19 protein-coding genes and 1 tRNA gene are annotated in these 17475 nt (G+C 64.9%); 12 read left to right on the top strand and 8 right to left on the bottom strand.

All coding sequences use genetic code 11. From position 1 onward, the window contains the following. Positions 1-59 precede the first annotated feature (59 nt). Positions 60-1847, bottom strand: coding sequence for an APC family permease (locus tag F9K20_RS11875; RefSeq protein WP_291001696.1), 1788 nt, complete (start codon positions 1845-1847; stop codon positions 60-62). A gap of 421 nt (positions 1848-2268) precedes the next feature. On the opposite strand from F9K20_RS11875, the gene F9K20_RS11870 reads away from it, so the two are divergent. Together F9K20_RS11870 and F9K20_RS11865 are read left to right on the top strand one after the other, a co-directional pair. Beyond that, a complete protein-coding gene (locus F9K20_RS11870) occupies positions 2269-2898 on the top strand; it encodes a hypothetical protein (protein WP_291001693.1) in 630 nt (209 codons plus the stop codon). A 3-nt stretch (positions 2899-2901) separates the two neighbouring features. Next, positions 2902-3690 (top strand): FadR/GntR family transcriptional regulator, encoded by a 789-nt coding sequence (locus tag F9K20_RS11865; protein ID WP_291001690.1) that lies wholly within the window; start codon positions 2902-2904, stop codon positions 3688-3690. Positions 3691-3707: 17 nt separating this feature from the next. On the opposite strand, the gene F9K20_RS11860 is transcribed toward F9K20_RS11865, so the two are convergent. Then, positions 3708-5006, bottom strand: coding sequence for an ABC transporter substrate-binding protein (locus F9K20_RS11860; protein WP_291001687.1), 1299 nt, complete (start codon positions 5004-5006; stop codon positions 3708-3710). A gap of 216 nt (positions 5007-5222) precedes the next feature. On the opposite strand from F9K20_RS11860, the gene F9K20_RS11855 reads away from it, so the two are divergent. The 3 genes from F9K20_RS11855 (at position 5223) to F9K20_RS11845 (ending at position 7314) form a co-directional block, all read left to right on the top strand. Further along, a complete protein-coding gene (locus tag F9K20_RS11855) occupies positions 5223-5651 on the top strand; it encodes a hypothetical protein (RefSeq protein WP_291001685.1) in 429 nt (142 codons plus the stop codon). Between the two features lie 19 nt (positions 5652-5670). Next, complete coding sequence (gene ppk2 / locus F9K20_RS11850) at positions 5671-6591, top strand: polyphosphate kinase 2 (RefSeq protein WP_291001683.1); 921 nt, start codon at positions 5671-5673, stop codon at positions 6589-6591. 174 nt (positions 6592-6765) lie between these two features. Then, the gene (locus F9K20_RS11845; protein ID WP_291001681.1) at positions 6766-7314 is read left to right on the top strand and encodes a DUF4405 domain-containing protein; all 549 of its coding nucleotides are present in this window, start codon (positions 6766-6768) and stop codon (positions 7312-7314) included. Positions 7315-7353: 39 nt separating this feature from the next. On the opposite strand, the gene F9K20_RS11840 is transcribed toward F9K20_RS11845, so the two are convergent. Beyond that, positions 7354-7447: transfer RNA gene (locus F9K20_RS11840), tRNA-Ser, on the bottom strand. 170 nt (positions 7448-7617) lie between these two features. Here F9K20_RS11840 and F9K20_RS11835 point away from each other — a divergent pair. Next, positions 7618-8199, top strand: coding sequence for a hypothetical protein (locus F9K20_RS11835; protein ID WP_291001678.1), 582 nt, complete (start codon positions 7618-7620; stop codon positions 8197-8199). A gap of 14 nt (positions 8200-8213) precedes the next feature. Here F9K20_RS11835 and F9K20_RS11830 read toward each other — a convergent pair whose 3' ends face one another. After that, positions 8214-8483 carry a hypothetical protein gene (locus F9K20_RS11830; RefSeq protein WP_291001675.1) on the bottom strand — a complete coding sequence of 90 codons (270 nt, stop codon included), beginning with the start codon at positions 8481-8483 and terminating at the stop codon, positions 8214-8216. A 239-nt stretch (positions 8484-8722) separates the two neighbouring features. After that, the gene (locus tag F9K20_RS11825; RefSeq protein WP_291001672.1) at positions 8723-9697 is read right to left on the bottom strand and encodes a quinone oxidoreductase; all 975 of its coding nucleotides are present in this window, start codon (positions 9695-9697) and stop codon (positions 8723-8725) included. A 97-nt stretch (positions 9698-9794) separates the two neighbouring features. Between F9K20_RS11825 and F9K20_RS11820 the strand changes: the two genes are divergently transcribed. Beyond that, positions 9795-10235: a hypothetical protein gene (locus F9K20_RS11820; protein ID WP_291001669.1), complete on the top strand. Its 441-nt coding sequence runs from the start codon at positions 9795-9797 to the stop codon at positions 10233-10235. A 55-nt stretch (positions 10236-10290) separates the two neighbouring features. Beyond that, positions 10291-11307 (top strand): VTT domain-containing protein, encoded by a 1017-nt coding sequence (locus F9K20_RS11815; RefSeq protein ID WP_291001667.1) that lies wholly within the window; start codon positions 10291-10293, stop codon positions 11305-11307. A gap of 8 nt (positions 11308-11315) precedes the next feature. Here the strand turns inward: F9K20_RS11815 and F9K20_RS11810 are convergent, their stop codons facing one another. Then, positions 11316-11981 carry a class I SAM-dependent methyltransferase gene (locus tag F9K20_RS11810; RefSeq protein ID WP_291001664.1) on the bottom strand — a complete coding sequence of 222 codons (666 nt, stop codon included), beginning with the start codon at positions 11979-11981 and terminating at the stop codon, positions 11316-11318. Positions 11982-11991: 10 nt separating this feature from the next. Continuing rightward, on the bottom strand, positions 11992-13254 hold the full coding sequence (locus F9K20_RS11805; RefSeq protein WP_291001661.1) for a DUF3419 family protein: 1263 nt from the start codon (positions 13252-13254) through the stop codon (positions 11992-11994). A gap of 195 nt (positions 13255-13449) precedes the next feature. Between F9K20_RS11805 and F9K20_RS11800 the strand changes: the two genes are divergently transcribed. The 4 genes from F9K20_RS11800 (at position 13450) to F9K20_RS11785 (ending at position 17119) form a co-directional block, all read left to right on the top strand. After that, the gene (locus tag F9K20_RS11800; RefSeq protein ID WP_291001658.1) at positions 13450-13614 is read left to right on the top strand and encodes a hypothetical protein; all 165 of its coding nucleotides are present in this window, start codon (positions 13450-13452) and stop codon (positions 13612-13614) included. Between the two features lie 105 nt (positions 13615-13719). Beyond that, on the top strand, positions 13720-13974 hold the full coding sequence (locus F9K20_RS11795; RefSeq protein ID WP_291001655.1) for a hypothetical protein: 255 nt from the start codon (positions 13720-13722) through the stop codon (positions 13972-13974). Between the two features lie 164 nt (positions 13975-14138). Continuing rightward, positions 14139-16235, top strand: coding sequence for an EAL domain-containing protein (locus F9K20_RS11790; RefSeq protein ID WP_291001652.1), 2097 nt, complete (start codon positions 14139-14141; stop codon positions 16233-16235). Positions 16236-16315: 80 nt separating this feature from the next. After that, on the top strand, positions 16316-17119 hold the full coding sequence (locus F9K20_RS11785; protein WP_291001649.1) for a class I SAM-dependent methyltransferase: 804 nt from the start codon (positions 16316-16318) through the stop codon (positions 17117-17119). Between the two features lie 60 nt (positions 17120-17179). Here the strand turns inward: F9K20_RS11785 and F9K20_RS11780 are convergent, their stop codons facing one another. Continuing rightward, positions 17180-17395 (bottom strand): cold-shock protein, encoded by a 216-nt coding sequence (locus F9K20_RS11780; protein ID WP_291001647.1) that lies wholly within the window; start codon positions 17393-17395, stop codon positions 17180-17182. Positions 17396-17475: the final 80 nt, after the last annotated feature.

Genomic DNA, 17475 nt, shown 5'->3' with positions numbered 1-17475 from the left:
ATACCGCCGCCCATGGATGAAAGGTCGGAGCGAGCGATGCGCCGCTCCGACCGAAGGACCTAGCCGGGCAGCTGGAAGAACCAGTTGGCCGCCAACACGATCGTTGCGCCGACGACCAGCGCGACATAGGGAAGGATGCCGGCCTTCTTCTTGGCGAGGTCCGCCGTCGTCAGCCCCAAGTCGGCCAGCATGTGATCGGGGAACTTGCCGCGGTCCTGCACGTAGTGGCGGAACCAGAAGACCGGCACGATGAGACCCGCGGCGATCAGGCCGGCCCACAGCGCCTGCGGGTTCCACACCTTGGCACCGGCGCCGAGAAACACTGCGTTGACGTAGGCGAAGATGACGCCGAGGCCGAGAAGCAAGGTCGGCGCCCGCCACGGCCGCACGGCGTTGCCGTTGTCGACGCGGTGGATCCAGCCGGCGTTGAGGTTGAGGAAGTTGAAGATGATGTAGCCGACGTTGGAAACCGCCAGGATGAAGAAGAAGCTGGTGGCGTCGGCGCAGGCGATGGCGAGCACGATGAGGTTGACGACGAGGTCGGTCCACATCGCCCGCGTCGGGGCGCCGTGCTCATTGACGTGGCTCAAGTAGCGCGGCAACCAGCCGTCATAGGAGCCCTGGTACAGCGTGCGCGACGAGCCGGCCATCGCCGTCATAATCGACAGCATCAAGGCGAAGATCATCACCATGACGAAGGCGTTGGTCACCCAGCCGCCGCCGCTCACCATGTTGCCCATCGCTTCGGCCACACCCGAGCCGTCGACGATGGGCGTCGCCAGCATGCCCTCGAGGCCGAGCACGCCCTGGAACGTGAACGGGACGAGCGAGAACAGCACGAGGCAGAGCAGCCCCGAGAAGAGGATTGCCCTGACGGTGTCGGTCTTCGGGTTCTTGAACTCGCTGGTGTAGCAGATGGCGGTCTCGAACGCGTAGGTGGACCACGCGGCGATGAACATGCCGCCGAGCACCAGCGTCCAGCCGCCAATGTCCCAGGTGCCCATCTCGGGCGCGTAAGCTGCCTTGAGCGGCGCCAAGGGCGTGTAGTTCGACCAATCGATCTGACCGGTGATGATGGGTACGACGCCAACGATCAGCATCGGTATGATCACGATCAGGCCGAGAAACTTCTGCACGTTCGCCGTGCCGAGGATGCCGCGATGCTGAATGGCGAAGGTGATCAGCATCAGCAGGGCGCCAATGAAGAACGCGGCGTTGAGAGAGTAGGAAACCGGCCCCAAGGTGCCCGCATAGAGTGTCCACGTACGCACGGCCGGCGTCAGCGCCGTAACGGCATCTGCCGACAACAGCGCCGCAGTGGCGTCGGCTGCCGTCTTGCCGGAGTTAGCGGCCAGCCACTCTACGACGCGCGGGCTGTCGGCAGCGATCGATCCCGCGTGGCTCTGCACCCAGGCCAGCACCGCGGGGTTGTCCGCGCCCGGCACCGGGGCCAGCGCATTGAGGATGTAGGCGGCGGCGATCGAGCAGCCGAGCGACAGAACCGGCGACCAGGCCAGCCAATTGCACCACACCGAGAGGGGCGCGATGAGCTTGGAGTAGCGGACCCACGCCGCGGCGCCGTATACCGACGCGCCGCCGGACTTGCTGGGAAAGAGACCTGCGATCTCAGCATAGGTGAAAGCTTGAATGAACCCCATCAGCATCGAAACGATCCAGACGAGGAAGGCTACCTTTCCGGCCGTGCCGGCGATGCCGCCGATGGAGAACAGGACAAGGGCCGGGACGCCACTGGCGACCCAGAACGCGCCTCTCCAATCGATTGCCCTGATGAGTTCCCCCGTCGACGATCGGCCTAGGGCGGCCGATTCCATTATCCCCGTGCTCATCCCGTTACTCCCCGACGTTTCCCCTGTTGCCATGCGACCCTGCGCCCCACACCGATTACAACCATTTGCAACCTATTTGGAACCAATAGGCGCTGGGCTGGTTGATATTAGACTGAGAAAACTGGCGCGCAATAGACAATATTGCCTTACAGGAAAGTAATATGCTTCATAGTTGCACAAATTTTGGCCCCAATACCTTGGTCCTTCTGCCGCTACCAATTTGACTGCAATTGCAATAAGTGTTTATTGGTTGTGCGTGGTTGTGATTGGGTATTTGCCTAGATTGCAGGCGCCCTGTGGGCACGCTTGCGGCCGGTGGGACGGCTCCATGCGCGAGGATTGGATAGGGAGGACGGTTCTAGGCTTTGCAGCTCTGGCCGCAGGCCGGCCCGCGCTTGCCTCCCGGCATTGGCTCCGCGCCTTGAGCGAGACGGAACGCGATGGCGCGCCCGATCCCCTGCGCGCGGCGGCGCAAAACAATGCCGGCGTCGCCTATCTACTCACTTCCCGCATCGGCCAGGCGCGGGAGAAATTTACCGCGGCCGAGAGGTTGTGGGCGAAGACAGCAGCGCACATAGAGGCTGCAGATTTACCGCTCGCGGGGCGCAGCTCGGCGTTCCACCTTCACCTCGCCATGCACCACCAAGAGGCCTTCGCAGCGCTGCCGCGCCAGCGGTACGCGCGCATGTGTGCGGCGGCCCTCACGATCACGAAGCTCAACGCACATCTGGCGCTTCGCGCCAGCGGCGGAAGACGCAAACTCGATGCGGCGGATCACGGTGCGATCGCCGCATTGTCGGAGGCATTCGGGGAGCGATGCGCCGAGATCGCGATATTGCAGGACGCCTTCGATGACGCGACCGGCGGCACTGCCGCCTCTCGCGCCTATGCCGCCTACCAAGCCAAGAGTGCGTACCCGAACGCCCGGCAACCCCGCAACGAACGTGGCTTGGGCGCCGACGTGCACGCTGCAGCGCATCTCACCGCGCTCGTGCATCCCGGCCTTCTGCCGAACGCTCGCATGAGCGCTCAGACTTTGAGGGAGCTTTGATGAATGGACACGACTGAACGGGCAATCGAGCGGTCCAGCTCCGTGATCCCCCCCTGGGAGACCGATCCCGCTTCGCACCCCCTCGTCAAGCAGAGCGTCAAGAGCATCGCGACACAGATCTTCAACCGTATCGTCTCGGGAGAATATTCCTTCGGCACGCGCATTCCGGCCGAGCGCGAGCTCGCCGACACCTTCGGTGAATCGCGCGCCACCATCCGCCAGGCTCTCGATTTCCTGGAAACATACGGCGCTGTCGCCCGGCGTGCAGGCAGCGGAACGTTCGTCGCTTATCGCAGGACCGAGGCGACAAGCCAGGTTGGCGCCGAGCCGCACGGCTATCTCAACATTTCCGCCATCGCCGAGACGATCTCGCCGTTCGAGATGAATGTCGCCGAATCGATTCTCGAGCCCGAGATCGTCAGGCTGGCGACGATCTACATGTCGGTCCGCGACCTGACGAAGCTCGAGCAGCATCTGGCGCAGCTCGAGGCCATCGTCACCGATGCGGCCGAGTTCGCCGAGCTCGAGAAGCAGTTCATGATGACGATCTGCGAAGGCACGCACAATTCCCTCATCGTGGCAATGTATCGCATCATGCACGAGGTGCGCCGGCAACCGCAGTGGTGCGCCAACAAGAAGCGTACGCTTACACCCATGCGCATCCGCGAGGCGCAGCGGGCACTGCGCTCGCTGTACACGGCGCTCGAGCGGCGCGACGTCGACACCGCCGTCGAATGCATGCGGCTTTACATCTCGAGCACGCAGGAGGACATGATCTACGCCTCGCCCTGACGCGTCTGCACTCCAGCTCAGGTGCGCTCGCCGGCCAGCGTCGACGCAAGATGCGCCTCCTCGCGCTGGTCCCACATGAGCTTCATGTCGCGCATATGGCGGATCAGCACCGCCTTGTGCTTCGACCACCAACGCACGATCGAGGAGAACTCCTGGATGCGCGCGCGCCCCGCCTCGATGGTGACGACAGGCCAGTCGCCGACCAGGGCGTTGTCGATCCCGAACAGCTCGCGCCCCCACCACACGGCCTCGCCGAAGGCGTGGTGACCCACCCCGCCGAACTTCATCATGGCGAGCACGGAGAACGGCTCGTACGTGCGGGCGCGTTGCACGGCGTTCTTCCACAGCTCGAGCGTCGAGACGTACTCCCAGGAAACGGCGCTCCAGGTGCCGGGATAACGGATGCAGAACTCGGCGTAGAACTCGTTGGGATTGGCGAAATTGACCTGCGAGTCGTTGAGGCGCGGGTCGTCGAAATCCGGGAACTGAAAGACGAAGCCTTCCATAAACTCGGGGCTCGTATGCGCGATGAGGTCGCGATAGTTGTCACACGTGCACGAGATCATGCGACCCTTGAAGCCGCGCTTGTAGGCCTCCTTGGTGAGGGCGTGCAGGAACGGCTCATAGACGGTGTCCCAGCAAAGCACGTCCGGGTTGTTGGCCATCAGCTTGTCGACGATGGCGCCGAAGTCGGTGGTCTCTATGGGGAACAGGTGCTCGGCTACGAGGTTCCAGCCGGCCACCTCGAAGGCCGCCCGGTAGGTGGCGATTGAAGGCAGGCCGTGGAGGTCGTCCTGCGCGCACATGGCGACGGTCTTCAGTCCTGGGTCCTGCCGGTGCAGCCAGTCGACGCCCGTAACATTGTAGATCGGGTGCACCTCGCTGGGGGCAATCAGCGTCGGTGCATCGGGCGTCAGGTCGCTGGGCAGCAGCGTGGCAACCAGCATGCGGTGCTGGTTGACGACATTGCGCACCTGGTCGGTGAAGTCGTTGCCGCCGACCATGAGGATAAGCTTCACGCCGTCCTCGTTGATCAGCTTCTTGACGCCGGCCAGCGCCAGATGCGGCTGGAACTTGGTGTCGAACGGCACCAGATCGACCATGAAGCGGCGCATGCCGACCTTGATGCCCCCCGCAGCATTGACGCGGTCGCGCCAGATGAGGCTGCCGTTGAGGCCAGGCTCGGCCCAGGATTTCAGCTTGCCGGTCAGCGGCGCCAGGAAGCCGACCTTGAGGATGGTCGGGGATTCGAGGCCGTGATCGGCCATGGCGATGGAAAGTGCCGAAGCCAGCGAGCTTTTGGTGCGTCCTGCCATGGTTCAGCCTGATTGCGCCTCGTCACAGCGGAAACGTGCCGGCCCCACCCTGTCAAGTTGTTCCCCAATAGCTGCGTGAGCGGCTCGGCAGTACGTCGGACCAGCAACCGGCCGCGCCGCATCAACTTAGGCAGTCGGAAGACTGTCATCTGCGATCGATAGGCTAGGAGCCGGGACGGTTGGAACCGCGGCGAACCTCGCCGCGGAAGGGGAGGCATGGCCAACGACGAGAGTATCTCAGCCGCGGAGCTGCACGCGCGGCAGGGGTTTGGTGAGGTTCAGCGCAAAGTCGTCCGCGATTTTCTCCAGATCGTGCTCTGGCCCATCCAGCTCATCGCCGACAAGCCCGGCCATCGGCGGGCGAGCGCCGATGCCTCGTTCGAGCGTCTCGGCGGCGGAAGCTGGGCGCTGGTGGATGACGAATTCGGCATCAAGGGCGACGCGTTCCAGGAACGGCACTACCGAGAGTTCGTGAGCTTCCTACCGCACGTGCAGCGCTTCCCGTATGGGGACGCGCCGGGACCGGTGCGCGAGCGCGCCAAGGGGGATGCGCCGCTGCGCGTCGACCGGCGCACCGACATCGCCGCCGTCCGCATGCTGCCCGCCGAGGGTGCTCGGCGCCTCGGCGCCGTGCAAAGCCAGTAACCTCGACCAGGAGGATGCAGTGGGTACCGATTCGCGCGCCAAGGATCTCGACACGCGCCTTCGCGCCGATCTCGTCGACAGCTTCGATGAAGAGCTGGAGATGGAGATCGACGACGAGCGCCTCGACAAGCTGCTCGACGGGATGTCCGAGCTTCCCGAGCCCGAGGGAATGGAGCGCAAGCTCTATTTCAAGGAGCTGTTCAGACTGCAGGGAGAGCTCGTCAAGCTGCAGGACTGGGTCGTTGCCGAAAAGCTCAAGGTCGTGGTGATCTTCGAGGGGCGCGACGCTGCCGGCAAGGGCGGAGTGATCAAACGCATCACGCAGCGCCTCAACCCGCGCGTCTGCCGCGTCGCGGCGCTACCCGCACCCAGCGAGCGCGAACGCACGCAGTGGTACTTCCAGCGCTACGTCAGCCACCTGCCGGCTGGCGGCGAGATCGTCCTTTTCGACCGCTCCTGGTACAACCGCGCCGGCGTCGAGCGCGTCATGGGCTTCTGCACCGAGGACGAGTGCGACGAGTTCCTGCGCACGGTGCCGGAGTTCGAGCGCATGCTGGTGCGCTCCGGCATCATCCTCATCAAGTACTGGTTCTCGATCACCGACGAGGAGCAGCACTTCCGCTTCTCTATGCGCATTCACGATCCACTCAAGCAGTGGAAGCTCAGCCCCATGGATCTGCAGTCGCGCGTCCGCTGGGAGGCCTATACGCAGGCGAAGGAGGCTATGCTCCAGCGCACCAACATCCCAGAAGCGCCCTGGTGGGTCGTCGAAGCGGTCGACAAAAAGCGCGCGCGCCTGAACTGCATCCACCATCTGCTCGGCCAGATCCCCTATGGCGAGGTGAAGCGGCCGCCAATCGTGCTGCCTCAGCGCACGCATCATCCCGATTATCAGCGCAATCCGGTGCCGCGGGAGATGTACGTCCCGGCCGTCTACTAGCGCTGCAGCGGGCTCCGCACCTGGCTTCGTGCTCCTCGCACGTTGCCGGGCGCACGGGCCCTGCGTCGTTGCTCGTGGACGCGAGGCGAAGCACGTCCCGGCGGACTGCTCCAGGTCAGCCACACTGCGCGCATATGGAATTCCGTTTTGCGACGGAACCCTCCGCGCGGGGCGTTGGCGTGGTACCTGCGCAAGACCAATCCAGAACTGGAGCACTACATGAGACTCTCTCGGGAATGGGCGACACCCGTCACAATCGGCGTCTTCGCCATCGTAAGCGTCACCGGGATCCTCATGTTCTTCCACCTCAACACGGGGCTGAACAAAGTCGTCCACGAGTGGGCCGGGCTGGTGATGGTCGGCGGCGTCGCTTTGCATGTCGCCGTCAATTGGAAAGCATTCCTGCACTATCTTGTCTCGGGCCTGCTGGGGCGCTCGATCATCGGCCTGGGCGTGATCGTCCTGGCCCTGTCCTTCCTGCCGCTTGGCGGCTCCAGGGGCGGCGCGTCACCGCCCGTGCTGGCGATGGACGCCATCACCAAGGCGCCGATTGCTACTGTCGCGCCGCTCACGGGCAAACCGGTCACGCAGGTCATGGAGGATCTGGCGAAGGCGGGCATTACGCTCGCAAGTGCCTACGCGAGCATCGACAGCGTCGCGGGCGGCGACCGCGCAAAGCTCGGCAGAGCGATGGCCGTCCTCTTCCGCAAGAACGGGGGATAACGCGGCTTCGCCGGGAAAAGGCGAGACGGTTGGGAAGGGTGGCGGAGACGGAGGGATTCGAACCCTCGATACGCCTTTACAAGCGTATAACGGTTTAGCAAACCGCCGCCTTCAGCCTCTCGGCCACGTCTCCTCCGGAGGAGCCCTAATAGAGGCGGGGTCGCCCGATTGCAAGTCGCGCGAGCCCGCAATACCCGCTACCTCTACCAGGCCTTGACGCATTCCGCTGGGCGCCGCATCGTTCGCGTATCGAGTGGAAAAACAAGGCCGAAAAAGCGGCCGGACCCTTAGGGCGGACCAAACATGCACCGGCGGCTTCCTCCCATCGCGGCGGCACTGCTGCTCTGGGCGGTCTCTCCAGACGCGTTGGCGCAGGAATACTGCGTGACCTGCACCGGCCCCGATGCGACCTACCGCTGTCTCATCGGCGGAGAGGCATCGCCTTCGGCCCGCTCGTCACGCGGGCAGTTCCTGTGCATCACCGAGCTGGCCAAGGCGGGCGGCCATGCGAGCTGCAGCGCCGCGCGTGGCCAGGCGACGCCGTGTCCCGGGGAAACGCGCACGGTGATGTTCTCACTCGCCGATCCGGGGGCTGCGCCGCCCGATGGCACGCCACCGCCTGCCGGAACACCGCTGTTCGTCCCCGTGCCGTCCAGCAATCATCTGCCGCCTGTCGCGCCGCCACCCGAACAGCAACAGGCGCAGCCCGCGCCACCTCCCGATACCGGAGATACTGGAGCCATGCCGCCCCAGCAGGCGAAGCCAAACGCGGTGGAGGAGTTTGCCGACAAGACGGGCAAAGCGGTCAGCGATACCGGCAAGGCGGTCGGCAAGGCCGTCAAGAAGTCTTGGGATTGCGTCACGTCGCTGTTCGGCAACTGCTGAGGGCGAGCACCGATCTAGTGCTTGGCCATCCACTCGCGGGCGAGACGCTGGGCACGCGAGATCTGCAGCTTCGACATCTCGCGGGAAATCTCGAACCGGTAGTGCTTGGCGTCGTCATTGCCGCGCATGGCTGCCAGATTGAACCACTTGTGCGCCTCGACGAGATCGATCTCCACATCCCGGCCTACGCAATACATAAGGCCGAGTTGGAAGAGAGCGTCCGGCGTCGAGCCGTAATCGGTGCTCTCCTCGATTCCGTGTGAAGCCAGTTCCAGCCGTGCCATCTACGTCCCGCCCGTACCCGATACGCCGCGGACTGTTGCCGCTCGAGCTCTGCATCAAGGATGTCAGCGAGGCGATGAAAACTGGTAAATCACGCCGGGCTCGAGGTATGAACGCGCCGCGCAAAGGGCGCCTCAAATCGGCGCATTCGGCTCGCTTCTGCGCAAGCCGAAATCAGCTCTTCACGCTCATGGTTACCGGCGGCTAACCATACCGGCAGAAGCCACGCGCCGGTGAAGTATCAGGGGATGAGCACGATCGATCCCGTCGTCTTGCGCGCTTCCAAAGCGCGGTGCGCCTGCGCGGCGTCGCGCAACGGGTACGTGCGGGAAGCGGCGATCCTGATGGCGCCCTTGCCGACCATGTCGAACAGCTCGTGCGCGTTGGCGAGAAGGTCCTCGCGCCGCGCCGTGTAGGCCATGATGGTCGGACGCGTCGCATAGAGCGAGCCTTTGGCGGAAAGGATCTGCAGATCGAACGGCGGCACGGGACCCGAAGCGTTACCGAAGCTCACCCACAGCCCCTTCGGCCTGAGACAATCGAGCGAAGAAGGAAAGGTGTCCTTGCCGACGCCGTCGTAGACGACATCACAGCCTGCGCCGCAGGTGATCTCGCGCACGCGCTCAACGTAGTCCCCCGTGCGGTAGTTGATGACATGCGTGCAGCCGGCGGCTTTGGCGAGCTGCGCCTTCTCCTCCGACCCGACGGTGCCTATCATGGTGGCGCCGAGCGCCTTGGCCCATTGGCACGCGATGAGCCCAACGCCGCCCGCGGCCGCATGCCACAACAGCACGGTGTCGCGCGTCACACGGTACGTCTCACGCAGCAGGTAGCGGGCGGTCATGCCCTGCATCATCATCGACGCGGCGGTCACGTCATCGATGCCGCCGGGAAGCTTCACGACGCGGTCGGCTGCAATCAGCCGCTCATCGGCATAGGCGCCGAGGACGGCGGGATAGGCGACCCGGTCCCCGACCTCGAGCTCCGATACGCCCGGCCCGACCGCCTCCACCGTGCCGGCACCCTCCATGCCGATGACGGCCGGAAAAGCGGCGAGCTTGTAGAGCCCGCTGCGGTGATAGACGTCGATGTAGTTGAGGCCCACGGCGCTCTGGCGCAGGCGCACCTCGCCGGGCCCCGGGGCACCGACCTCCACCGTCTCCCATTGCAGCACTTCGGGGCCACCGTTGGCGTGGATGCGGATTGCGTGCGCCATATCCCGACCCTTCCTCGCGGCAGCTTGGCCGTTTCGCCTTGACGGCGCCATTGAGGCCTTCTACGGGCTTAAGCGGCGCGCCGACAAGGGAGCGAGAATGATTCTCTACCGCCGCCGGAACCTTCCGGTCCTGCTTTTGCTTTTTGCCCCCGTCGCCCCTGTCGGTTGTACCGGTCCCAACGTCACCACCGGAGCCAGTTCGGGGCTCACCTGTGTCGATGATTCGAGCGACTGCGTCGCCAAGCGCCAGCGCACCTTGCGCTATCTCGTCGACGACAGCGATCGCGCCTGGGTGAAGGCGCACGCCCCGCCCGAGGCCTATGCCTCCGGCGTCCGCCTGTTCGCCTTGAAGAGCAAGAAGAAAGAACTCACGTGCGATGAGCTCGCACACGGCCGCAACGAGGCCGACCGCGCGCCCGCCGTGCTGCGTTCGGCCGGCAATCTGACGCCGGCGCAAGTCTCGCGCGGCATCATGCTGGCGAGCGAGGTATCGCGCGAGCTGGCCGCCGAGATGAAGCGCCGGTGCCAGCGAGGTTGAGGCTCGATGCCGCACACTTTCATTGTCCTCGGCCCCCATTGTTGAGAGCCCGTTCATGACCGACAGCCTCGTCGAGACGGTCCTCTCCTTGGTGCGGCAGAGAGAGAGTTGGGCGATCCCCATCGCCTTCCTCGTGGCCTTCGGGGAATCACTCTGCTTCCTGTCCATCGTATGGCCGGGCTGGGCCATCCTCACCGGGCTCGCCTTCCTGCTGGCAGCCAGCGGCGTCGGCATGCCGATCCTTATCGCCACCATATTGGCGGCCGGCCTCGGCGGCGTGGTCGGCTACTCGATCTCGTACTGGGTCGGGCACTACTTCAAGGACAGCATTGGCAACATTTGGCCGTTCACGACGCATCCCAACCTCATACCGAGGGGCGAGGAATTCTTCGACGAGCACGGCCTGTGGAGCGTGTTTCTCGGTCACTTCGTCGGGCCGGTGCGGGCGGTCATCCCCGTCGTCGCCGGCATGTTCTCGATGCCCCAGGTTCCCTTCCAGATCGCCAACGTCGCGAGCGCCTTCGTTTGGGCGGTTTGGGTGATCCTGTGGCCGGTGCTGTTCGTCACCTATCAGGAGCCGATCTTCGCGTTCATGCGCGGCCACGAGCTGATCGTGGCGCTCATCATGTTCGCTTTGGCGTTTGCCAACGCCATTGCGCTGCCGCTCTTGTTCGTGCCGGTGATGGTGCTGTTCGCCTTTGTCAGCGGCGTGCACCTGTACGCCGGCGGAGATTTCTGGATCATCTTTCTCGCCGGCGCCGCGGGCGCCTTCTTTGGCGATCTGTTCTTCTATGGGGCGGGCCGGCGCGCGAAGCAGAGCTTTTCGGACGTGTGGTTCATAAACGACAAGGGCCGCGCCGTGCCCGGAGCGCGCAAGCTCGTGCGGGAGAACGGCGCGCTCAGCGTCATCACCAGCAAGTTCCTCGGCATGCGCCGGGCCGTGGTGCCCATAGCTGCCGGCGCCGAGGAATTTCCCATTGGGCCTTTCGCCGCCGCCAGCGCCGTGTCGGCACTGCTATGGTCGGCGGCGCTCCTCTTGCCGGGCTTGGCGGTACGCGCCTTCGCGGCGTGAGGTGCCGGTCAGTTGCCGGCGAGCTTCGTCACCACCGCATAGACGGCGTACCCGCGATAGAGCTGAGTGTGGCTCACCCTCAAGCCGGGCATGTTAGCGATGCGGTCAAGCTCGACCGCCAGCTCATCGCGCGGGGTAACCGAGAACCGAGCCAGCCAGCTGCGCAAGCCGCGCTTGAACCAGCCTGGCAGCTGCCCTTGCCCGCCGAAGTCAACGATCAGCAAGCGGCCGCCCGGAGCGAGCGCGGCGAGCGCCTGCTGCAGGGCCGAACGCCAAGGCGGTATCATCGACAGCGCGTACGAGATGAAGATGCGGTCGAAGGCGGAAACGCCGAACAGCCGCTCGCCGGAGAATTCAGTGGCGTCGCCGGCAGCGATGCGAATGCGATCTTCAAGGTCGGCGTGGCGGATCGAGCCGCGGGCCGTGTCGAGCATCGCCGTCGAGATGTCGAAGCCATAGAAGCGCGCCTCGGGATAGCGCCGTGCGGCGGCGATGAGGTTGCGTCCCGTTCCGCAGGCGACCTCGAGCACACGATCGCCTGGAGCCGGCGCCAGCTCGCCGATCAGCCGGTCGCGGCCGAGCAGGTAGAACTTGCGCGTCGCATCGTAGACGTACCGCTGATAGCGGTAGATGGCGTCCATATGCTGCGCGGCCGAAACCTCGGAATGGGCCACTGCGCCGACCTCAGGCCATGAACGTGTAGAGGTGGAAGCCGCCGTAGATCGACGAGCGGTCCTTGGCGGTGAGCTCGCGGCAGCGCTGCCGATCGTAGCTGAAGCGTGACAGGATCGCGTCCGGCACGCGCCCAGGCAGGATCGTCGCCTCTCCGGCAGTGCGGAAGATGACGCGAGCGCCGGGCTTCGCCGTGCGCACGATCTCGCTCCACAGTGCCCCGAGCTGCACATCCGTCATCCAGTCTTGCGCGTCGAGCAGCACGTAGGCGTCGAGCGAGCCCGCCGGCTGTGCCGCGAGATGCTCGGTGAACGAGGCGTGCACGACCGACATGTCGCCGACGCGCTTGCGCAGCCGCTCGAAGCTCTCGCGCTGCAGATAGGGGGGCAGCGGCGCGCGGGCATTGGTCGCGTAGCGGCGACCAAAGGCCTGCCAGGCGAAGTAGTTGTCCTTGAGGTCGAAATCGCAGGCGAGGCGATGAAGACGTCCGAGCAGCACGTCCGCCATGCTGGCTTCGTCGCCCTTGAGGGCGGTGAACTGCGAGGGCGGAATGCCGAGCCCGAACAGCGCCGATGGCTTGTCCAGGAGCCAACGAATGTGGCGCTTGGTGAACAGGGGCGCCAACTCGCTCGTGAAGATATGGCGCTGCTCGTCAAGCGTTCTGGCATCGAGCAGGCGGCGCGGGTTCTTTCCATGCGCGCGGGCCAAGAGATGCCCCGCGGTGATGAAATTGCCGAGCAGCCCGTGGCGATAGAAATTGGAGGCGAAATAGCCAATGCGCCGCCGGCCCAGGCGGTCGCGCGATTCCCAGTATTTGCACGTCGCCGCATCGAGATGCGGGCGCAGATAGTCGAAATAGGCGTCGATGTTCTGACGCCGGTTAGCGTCGGCGAAAAAGGTGCGGAAGGACTCATAGTCAGGCAGGTGCGCCAGCGCGGCGAGCTTCAGCTTGTTGAGCGCCACGTGCGCCGGATTGAGGTCCACGGCGGTTACGTTGATTGGCGCCGCCGCGAGGTAGCTCAGCACGTTGCACCCGCCAGAAGCGATGGCAACGAGACGCTCGCCCTCCTTGACGCTCAGCGCCTCGAGATCGACGAGCGGATCCTCCCAGATCTGGGGATAGACGAGACCGCTGAAAGCGAGCGTGAACAGCCGCTCTTGAATGCCCTGGCGCGTCGTTGCCCTGTGGCGATGCACGGCCTGACGTAAGCGCCTGTTGCGTTCCCGCCGCAGAGGAGCTTCCTCGGCGGCAATGGCATCCTGAGTTGAGGCCATGCATCCCTGTCCGTGTTTTCGTGACCGTTCCGTCACTTTTGGCAGTCCGACAGGCTCGGCTAAGGGAGTCTTGTTACGGTTTTATGTCAGCCGCAGGCGCCGGCACTTGCGCCGCAGGCGAAGATGACCTAGAGGAGCCGCTCGCGCTTCGAAGGCCGTCGCGGCTGCAAGCGTCAACTTATTTTGGTGAAGGCCATGAGCAGCACACGCAGCCTCCGCAACGTCGAAACCCGCAAGAAGAAGGCACGGCGCGCCATTCCGCGCGCCAAGATCTCGCGCAACCAGGGCAACACGGCCGCTGGTCGCAAGCGGCTGAAGAAGCTGGCCGGCCTGCGCCGCGGCGCCAAGGCCAAGGCCTGAGCCCTCTCCCTAAACGTCGACTTTTGCGTTCAATCACACGGATCGGTTCCGGCTCCGTACACGTTTGCCGTGCAAAGCTATTGCAGGGCTACCGGGAGCCGCCCCATGGTCAACGTCTACCTCTTCATCGAGCTCTTGCGCGCGGCCAACGCCGCGGATGTCGCCGATAAGCTCAAGTCTCTCGAACTTGGTGACTGCAAGTTCGCCAACGTTGTAGTTCTCGCCGACGATAAGCTCGTCGCCCAGCTCGACTGCAGGACGAGCAGCGAGGCGAGCACGGCCATATTAGAGAAGATATCCCCGGTCGAGGGTGTCGTGCAGACCAACATCATGGCCGCGGTGCGCCCCGTCCATAGGTAGCCGGGAGGTCGGGGCGCTGACCTTGCGCAGCGCTTTCGGCCGCGAGCATAAGCCAACGTAAATCGTTACGTGAGACTGATAGTCCGTGTGCCGCGTTTGGCCGACGTCAGCGCGGCTTCGTTAAAGACTATTAAGCTTTTCTCCTTCGCGTAGCCCAAGAAGAGATGACTGGAACCTATTCGCTTGAGCTTGTCGGGCTCTCACTCCTCGTCGCCGTTGCCGCCTCCTATGTTGCATTTGCGCTCGCGGCTCACATCTCGACGACCAGGGGCTGGGCCGCCGCCTATTGGCTCGCCGGCGGCGCTATCGCCATGGGTACGGGTATCTGGTCCATGCACTTCGTCGGCATGCTGGCCTTCAAGTTGCCGATCCCCATGTCTTACGACCTCGAGGGCACCGTCGTCTCACTGCTCATCGCCATCGTCGTTTCGGGGTTTGCCCTCTACATCGTCAGCAGCCGCGCACTCGACCTGACCAATCTCGCCGTTGGCGCGGTGACGATGGGCATCGGCATAGCCTCGATGCACTACACGGGCATGGCGGCGATGAATATCGCCCCGCCGGTCACCTACGACACGACAATCGCCATCGGATCGGTCGTGCTGGCCATCGCCGCCTCGGCGCTGGCCCTGTCCCTCGCCTTCAGGCTGCGCCGCAGCACTACGGCAGACGTCATCGGCAAGCGGCTGCTCGGCGCGCTGGCCATGGGCGTCGGCATTTGCGCCATGCACTACACCGGCATGGCCGCCGCTCAGTTCGCGCCCGGGACGATATGCACCGCGCCGCGCATGGAGATCGACCAGTACTGGCTGGCAGTTGCCGTCGCCACCTCGACCTTCATGTTCCTCGGCGCCACCATGCTGATCCTGACCATAGACGTGCGCCTCGCCCACCAGCTCGACGCGGCCAACGCCCGCATCGCCGCGCTGGCGCGCGAGGATCCGCTGACCGGCCTCGCCAACCGCCGTACCTTCATGGAGCATCTCAATGCGGCCTTTCGCGAGCGCACCCGGAACAAGTCGGATTTTGCCGTGTTGTTCCTCGACCTCGACGGGTTCAAGGATGTCAACGACACGCTCGGGCACGCGGCTGGAGACGCATTGATCGTCGAGGTCGCCGACCGCCTGCGGAATACGGTACGCCAGGATGATCTCGTCGCCCGCTTTGGCGGCGACGAGTTCGCCATCCTGCAGCGAAACATCTCGAGCCCCTCGGATGCCGGCACGCTGGCCGAGAAAATCGGTGCGGCACTCGCACGGCGCTACACCATCGGCCACGACGACGTCGCCGTCACTTGTAGCATCGGCGTCGCGCAGGTGACGGATGCGACCGGCGCGCCGCCCGATATCCTGGTGCAAGCTGACCTCGCGCTCTATCGTGCCAAGGGCGATGGGCGCAATTGCTACCGCTTTCACGAATCCGATCTCGACCACAAGGTCCATACCCGCGTGCTGCTCGCGCGCGAGCTGCAAACGGCCATCGCGCGCGGCGAGCTGGAGCTGCTCTACCAGCCGCAGGTGCAGATCGCCACCGGGCGCATCGTGGGCCTCGAAACTTGCGTGCGATGGAACCACCCATCGCGCGGCATCATCAAGCCTTCAGTCTTCATACCCATTGCCGAGCGGGCGGGCACGATCCTCGCCGTCGGAGATTGGGTGATGGAGGAGGCTTGCCGGCAGATGCGCCAGTGGCAGGACCATGATCTGGCGCCGCCCGTCCTCGCCGTCCAACTGTGCAGCGGCCAGTTGAAGGCGGCCGCGCAGCTCGCCGCCGACTTCAAGGCATGCCTGGAGCGGCACCGGGTCGAAGCGGACAGAATTGAGCTCGAATTTGCCGAGCCGGTGCTGATGCAGGCCGCCCAGCGCGGTGCATCAACGCTGCAGGCGCTGCGCGATCAGGGCTTCCGCATGTCGATCGCGGACTTCGGCAGTGGCTACTCGTCGATCGGCTATCTGGCGAGCGCGCCGGTGCAGCGCTTGAGAATCCCGCGGTCGCTTGTCGCCGACGCCTTGCGCAGCCCAGCCTGCGCACGCGCGGTACGTGCCACCGTGCAAATCGCGCGCGAACTCGGTGCCGACACCATCGCCGATGGCGTCGAAACGCAGGCGCAGGCGGTATTTCTGCTCGCCGCCGGCTGCGAGCAGGCGCAGGGTCCGTTCTTCGGGCCTCTCCTGTCGGCGATGGAAGCTACCCTCCTGTTGCGCAATGCCGTCATCGAGCGGCCCGCGACCGATGGCCCCCGCAGCTCGTCGGCGGCTTGAGGGTCTTCCGGCGGCGTTGCCCAATGCGCGGCTGTGCCATACGTATCGTTGGCGTCGCATCCCAATTGGCTCGGCACCGCATGGTCCGCGTAGCACCGCTCGATCCCAACCGCTTCCGGTCGGTCATCCCCCATTACATCAACGGGCGGCCGCCGTACGCCGGTCGCCTCGTCGCCAAGCTGGCCGCCGAGACGAGGCTCGATGCGCAATCGCGGGCGCTCGACCTCGGCTGTGGACCCGGGACATTGACGCTGCCGCTGTCCCGCTACTGCGGAACCATGATCGGTATCGATGCCGATGCGGAGATGATCGCCGCCGCGCGCCGAGCAGCCGAGATCGCCGGCGTAGACATCGATTGGCATATCGGGTCCTCGTTCGACCTCGATGCCGCGCTCGCGCCGCTGCACCTCGTGACCATTGCACGCGCCTTCCACTGGATGGACCGCGAAGCAACGCTCAGCCGCCTCGACGAATTGATCTCCCCAGGGGGCGCGGTGGCGCTCGTCAACACCGAGCTGCACGACTTAGGCCCCACGGGCTGGCATGCGGCATTTGAAGAGCTGCGCAAGGGACACGGCCGCTTCGATGACTTCTACCGCTGGCGCAAAAGCGAAGCGTGGGAGGAGCACACCAGCGTTTTGCTGCGCAGCCCGTTCAGCGACGTCGAGAGTATCTCCGTCTTCGAGCCGCGGACGACGAGCCTCGAGGAGGTGGTGGCCCGGGCACTGTCGTTCTCGGCCAACTCACCGGCGGCGCTCGGCGAGGACGGCTGTGCCGCCTACGAGGCGGACGTGCGCCAGCGCATGCTCGCCATCTCGCCGTCGGGCTCGTTCCCGGAGATCGTCGAAAGCGTTGCCATCATCGCCCGGCGACCCGCGCCCTGAACGACGATGCCGCCAGGAAGACCCGGCGGCATCGCTCGTGAGATCGGGTCGGGAAAGACGTCAGGCCAGCTCGATCTGAGCCGCCTGCTTGCCGCGCCCGCGGCGGTCGTCCTCGACGACGAAGGTGATCTTGTCGCCCTCGTTGAGGCCATTGATGCCCGCGCGCTCGAGCGCGCTGACGTGAATGAACACGTCCTTGGAGCCGTCGGCCGGCTGCACGAAGCCAAAGCCCTTCGAGAAATTGAAGAACTTCACAGTGCCAGTGATACGATTCATACGATGTAGCTTCCAACCGGCGCACTCATAAAGCCAATCACCGCGCGGTACGCCATCGCGCGGGGTCTCAGTCATTGGGT

This window comes from Hyphomicrobium sp. (assembly GCF_009026145.1).
Taxonomy (GTDB): Bacteria; Pseudomonadota; Alphaproteobacteria; order Rhizobiales; family Hyphomicrobiaceae; genus Hyphomicrobium_A.
Note: the sequence above shows the minus strand (reverse complement) of the source record. Positions and strands in the feature narration are given on the sequence as shown.

Coding starts and splice junctions, on each gene's coding strand:
- F9K20_RS11875 (WP_291001696.1), bottom strand. CDS start 1,847: ATGAGCACGGGGATAATGGAATCGGCCGCCCTAGGCCGATCGTCGACG.
- F9K20_RS11865 (WP_291001690.1), top strand. CDS start 2,902: ATGGACACGACTGAACGGGCAATCGAGCGGTCCAGCTCCGTGATCCCC.
- F9K20_RS11860 (WP_291001687.1), bottom strand. CDS start 5,006: ATGGCAGGACGCACCAAAAGCTCGCTGGCTTCGGCACTTTCCATCGCC.
- F9K20_RS11855 (WP_291001685.1), top strand. CDS start 5,223: ATGGCCAACGACGAGAGTATCTCAGCCGCGGAGCTGCACGCGCGGCAG.
- F9K20_RS11835 (WP_291001678.1), top strand. CDS start 7,618: ATGCACCGGCGGCTTCCTCCCATCGCGGCGGCACTGCTGCTCTGGGCG.
- F9K20_RS11830 (WP_291001675.1), bottom strand. CDS start 8,483: ATGGCACGGCTGGAACTGGCTTCACACGGAATCGAGGAGAGCACCGAT.
- F9K20_RS11825 (WP_291001672.1), bottom strand. CDS start 9,697: ATGGCGCACGCAATCCGCATCCACGCCAACGGTGGCCCCGAAGTGCTG.
- F9K20_RS11820 (WP_291001669.1), top strand. CDS start 9,795: ATGATTCTCTACCGCCGCCGGAACCTTCCGGTCCTGCTTTTGCTTTTT.
- F9K20_RS11815 (WP_291001667.1), top strand. CDS start 10,291: ATGACCGACAGCCTCGTCGAGACGGTCCTCTCCTTGGTGCGGCAGAGA.
- F9K20_RS11805 (WP_291001661.1), bottom strand. CDS start 13,254: ATGGCCTCAACTCAGGATGCCATTGCCGCCGAGGAAGCTCCTCTGCGG.
- F9K20_RS11800 (WP_291001658.1), top strand. CDS start 13,450: ATGAGCAGCACACGCAGCCTCCGCAACGTCGAAACCCGCAAGAAGAAG.
- F9K20_RS11795 (WP_291001655.1), top strand. CDS start 13,720: ATGGTCAACGTCTACCTCTTCATCGAGCTCTTGCGCGCGGCCAACGCC.
- F9K20_RS11790 (WP_291001652.1), top strand. CDS start 14,139: ATGACTGGAACCTATTCGCTTGAGCTTGTCGGGCTCTCACTCCTCGTC.
- F9K20_RS11785 (WP_291001649.1), top strand. CDS start 16,316: ATGGTCCGCGTAGCACCGCTCGATCCCAACCGCTTCCGGTCGGTCATC.
- F9K20_RS11780 (WP_291001647.1), bottom strand. CDS start 17,395: ATGAATCGTATCACTGGCACTGTGAAGTTCTTCAATTTCTCGAAGGGC.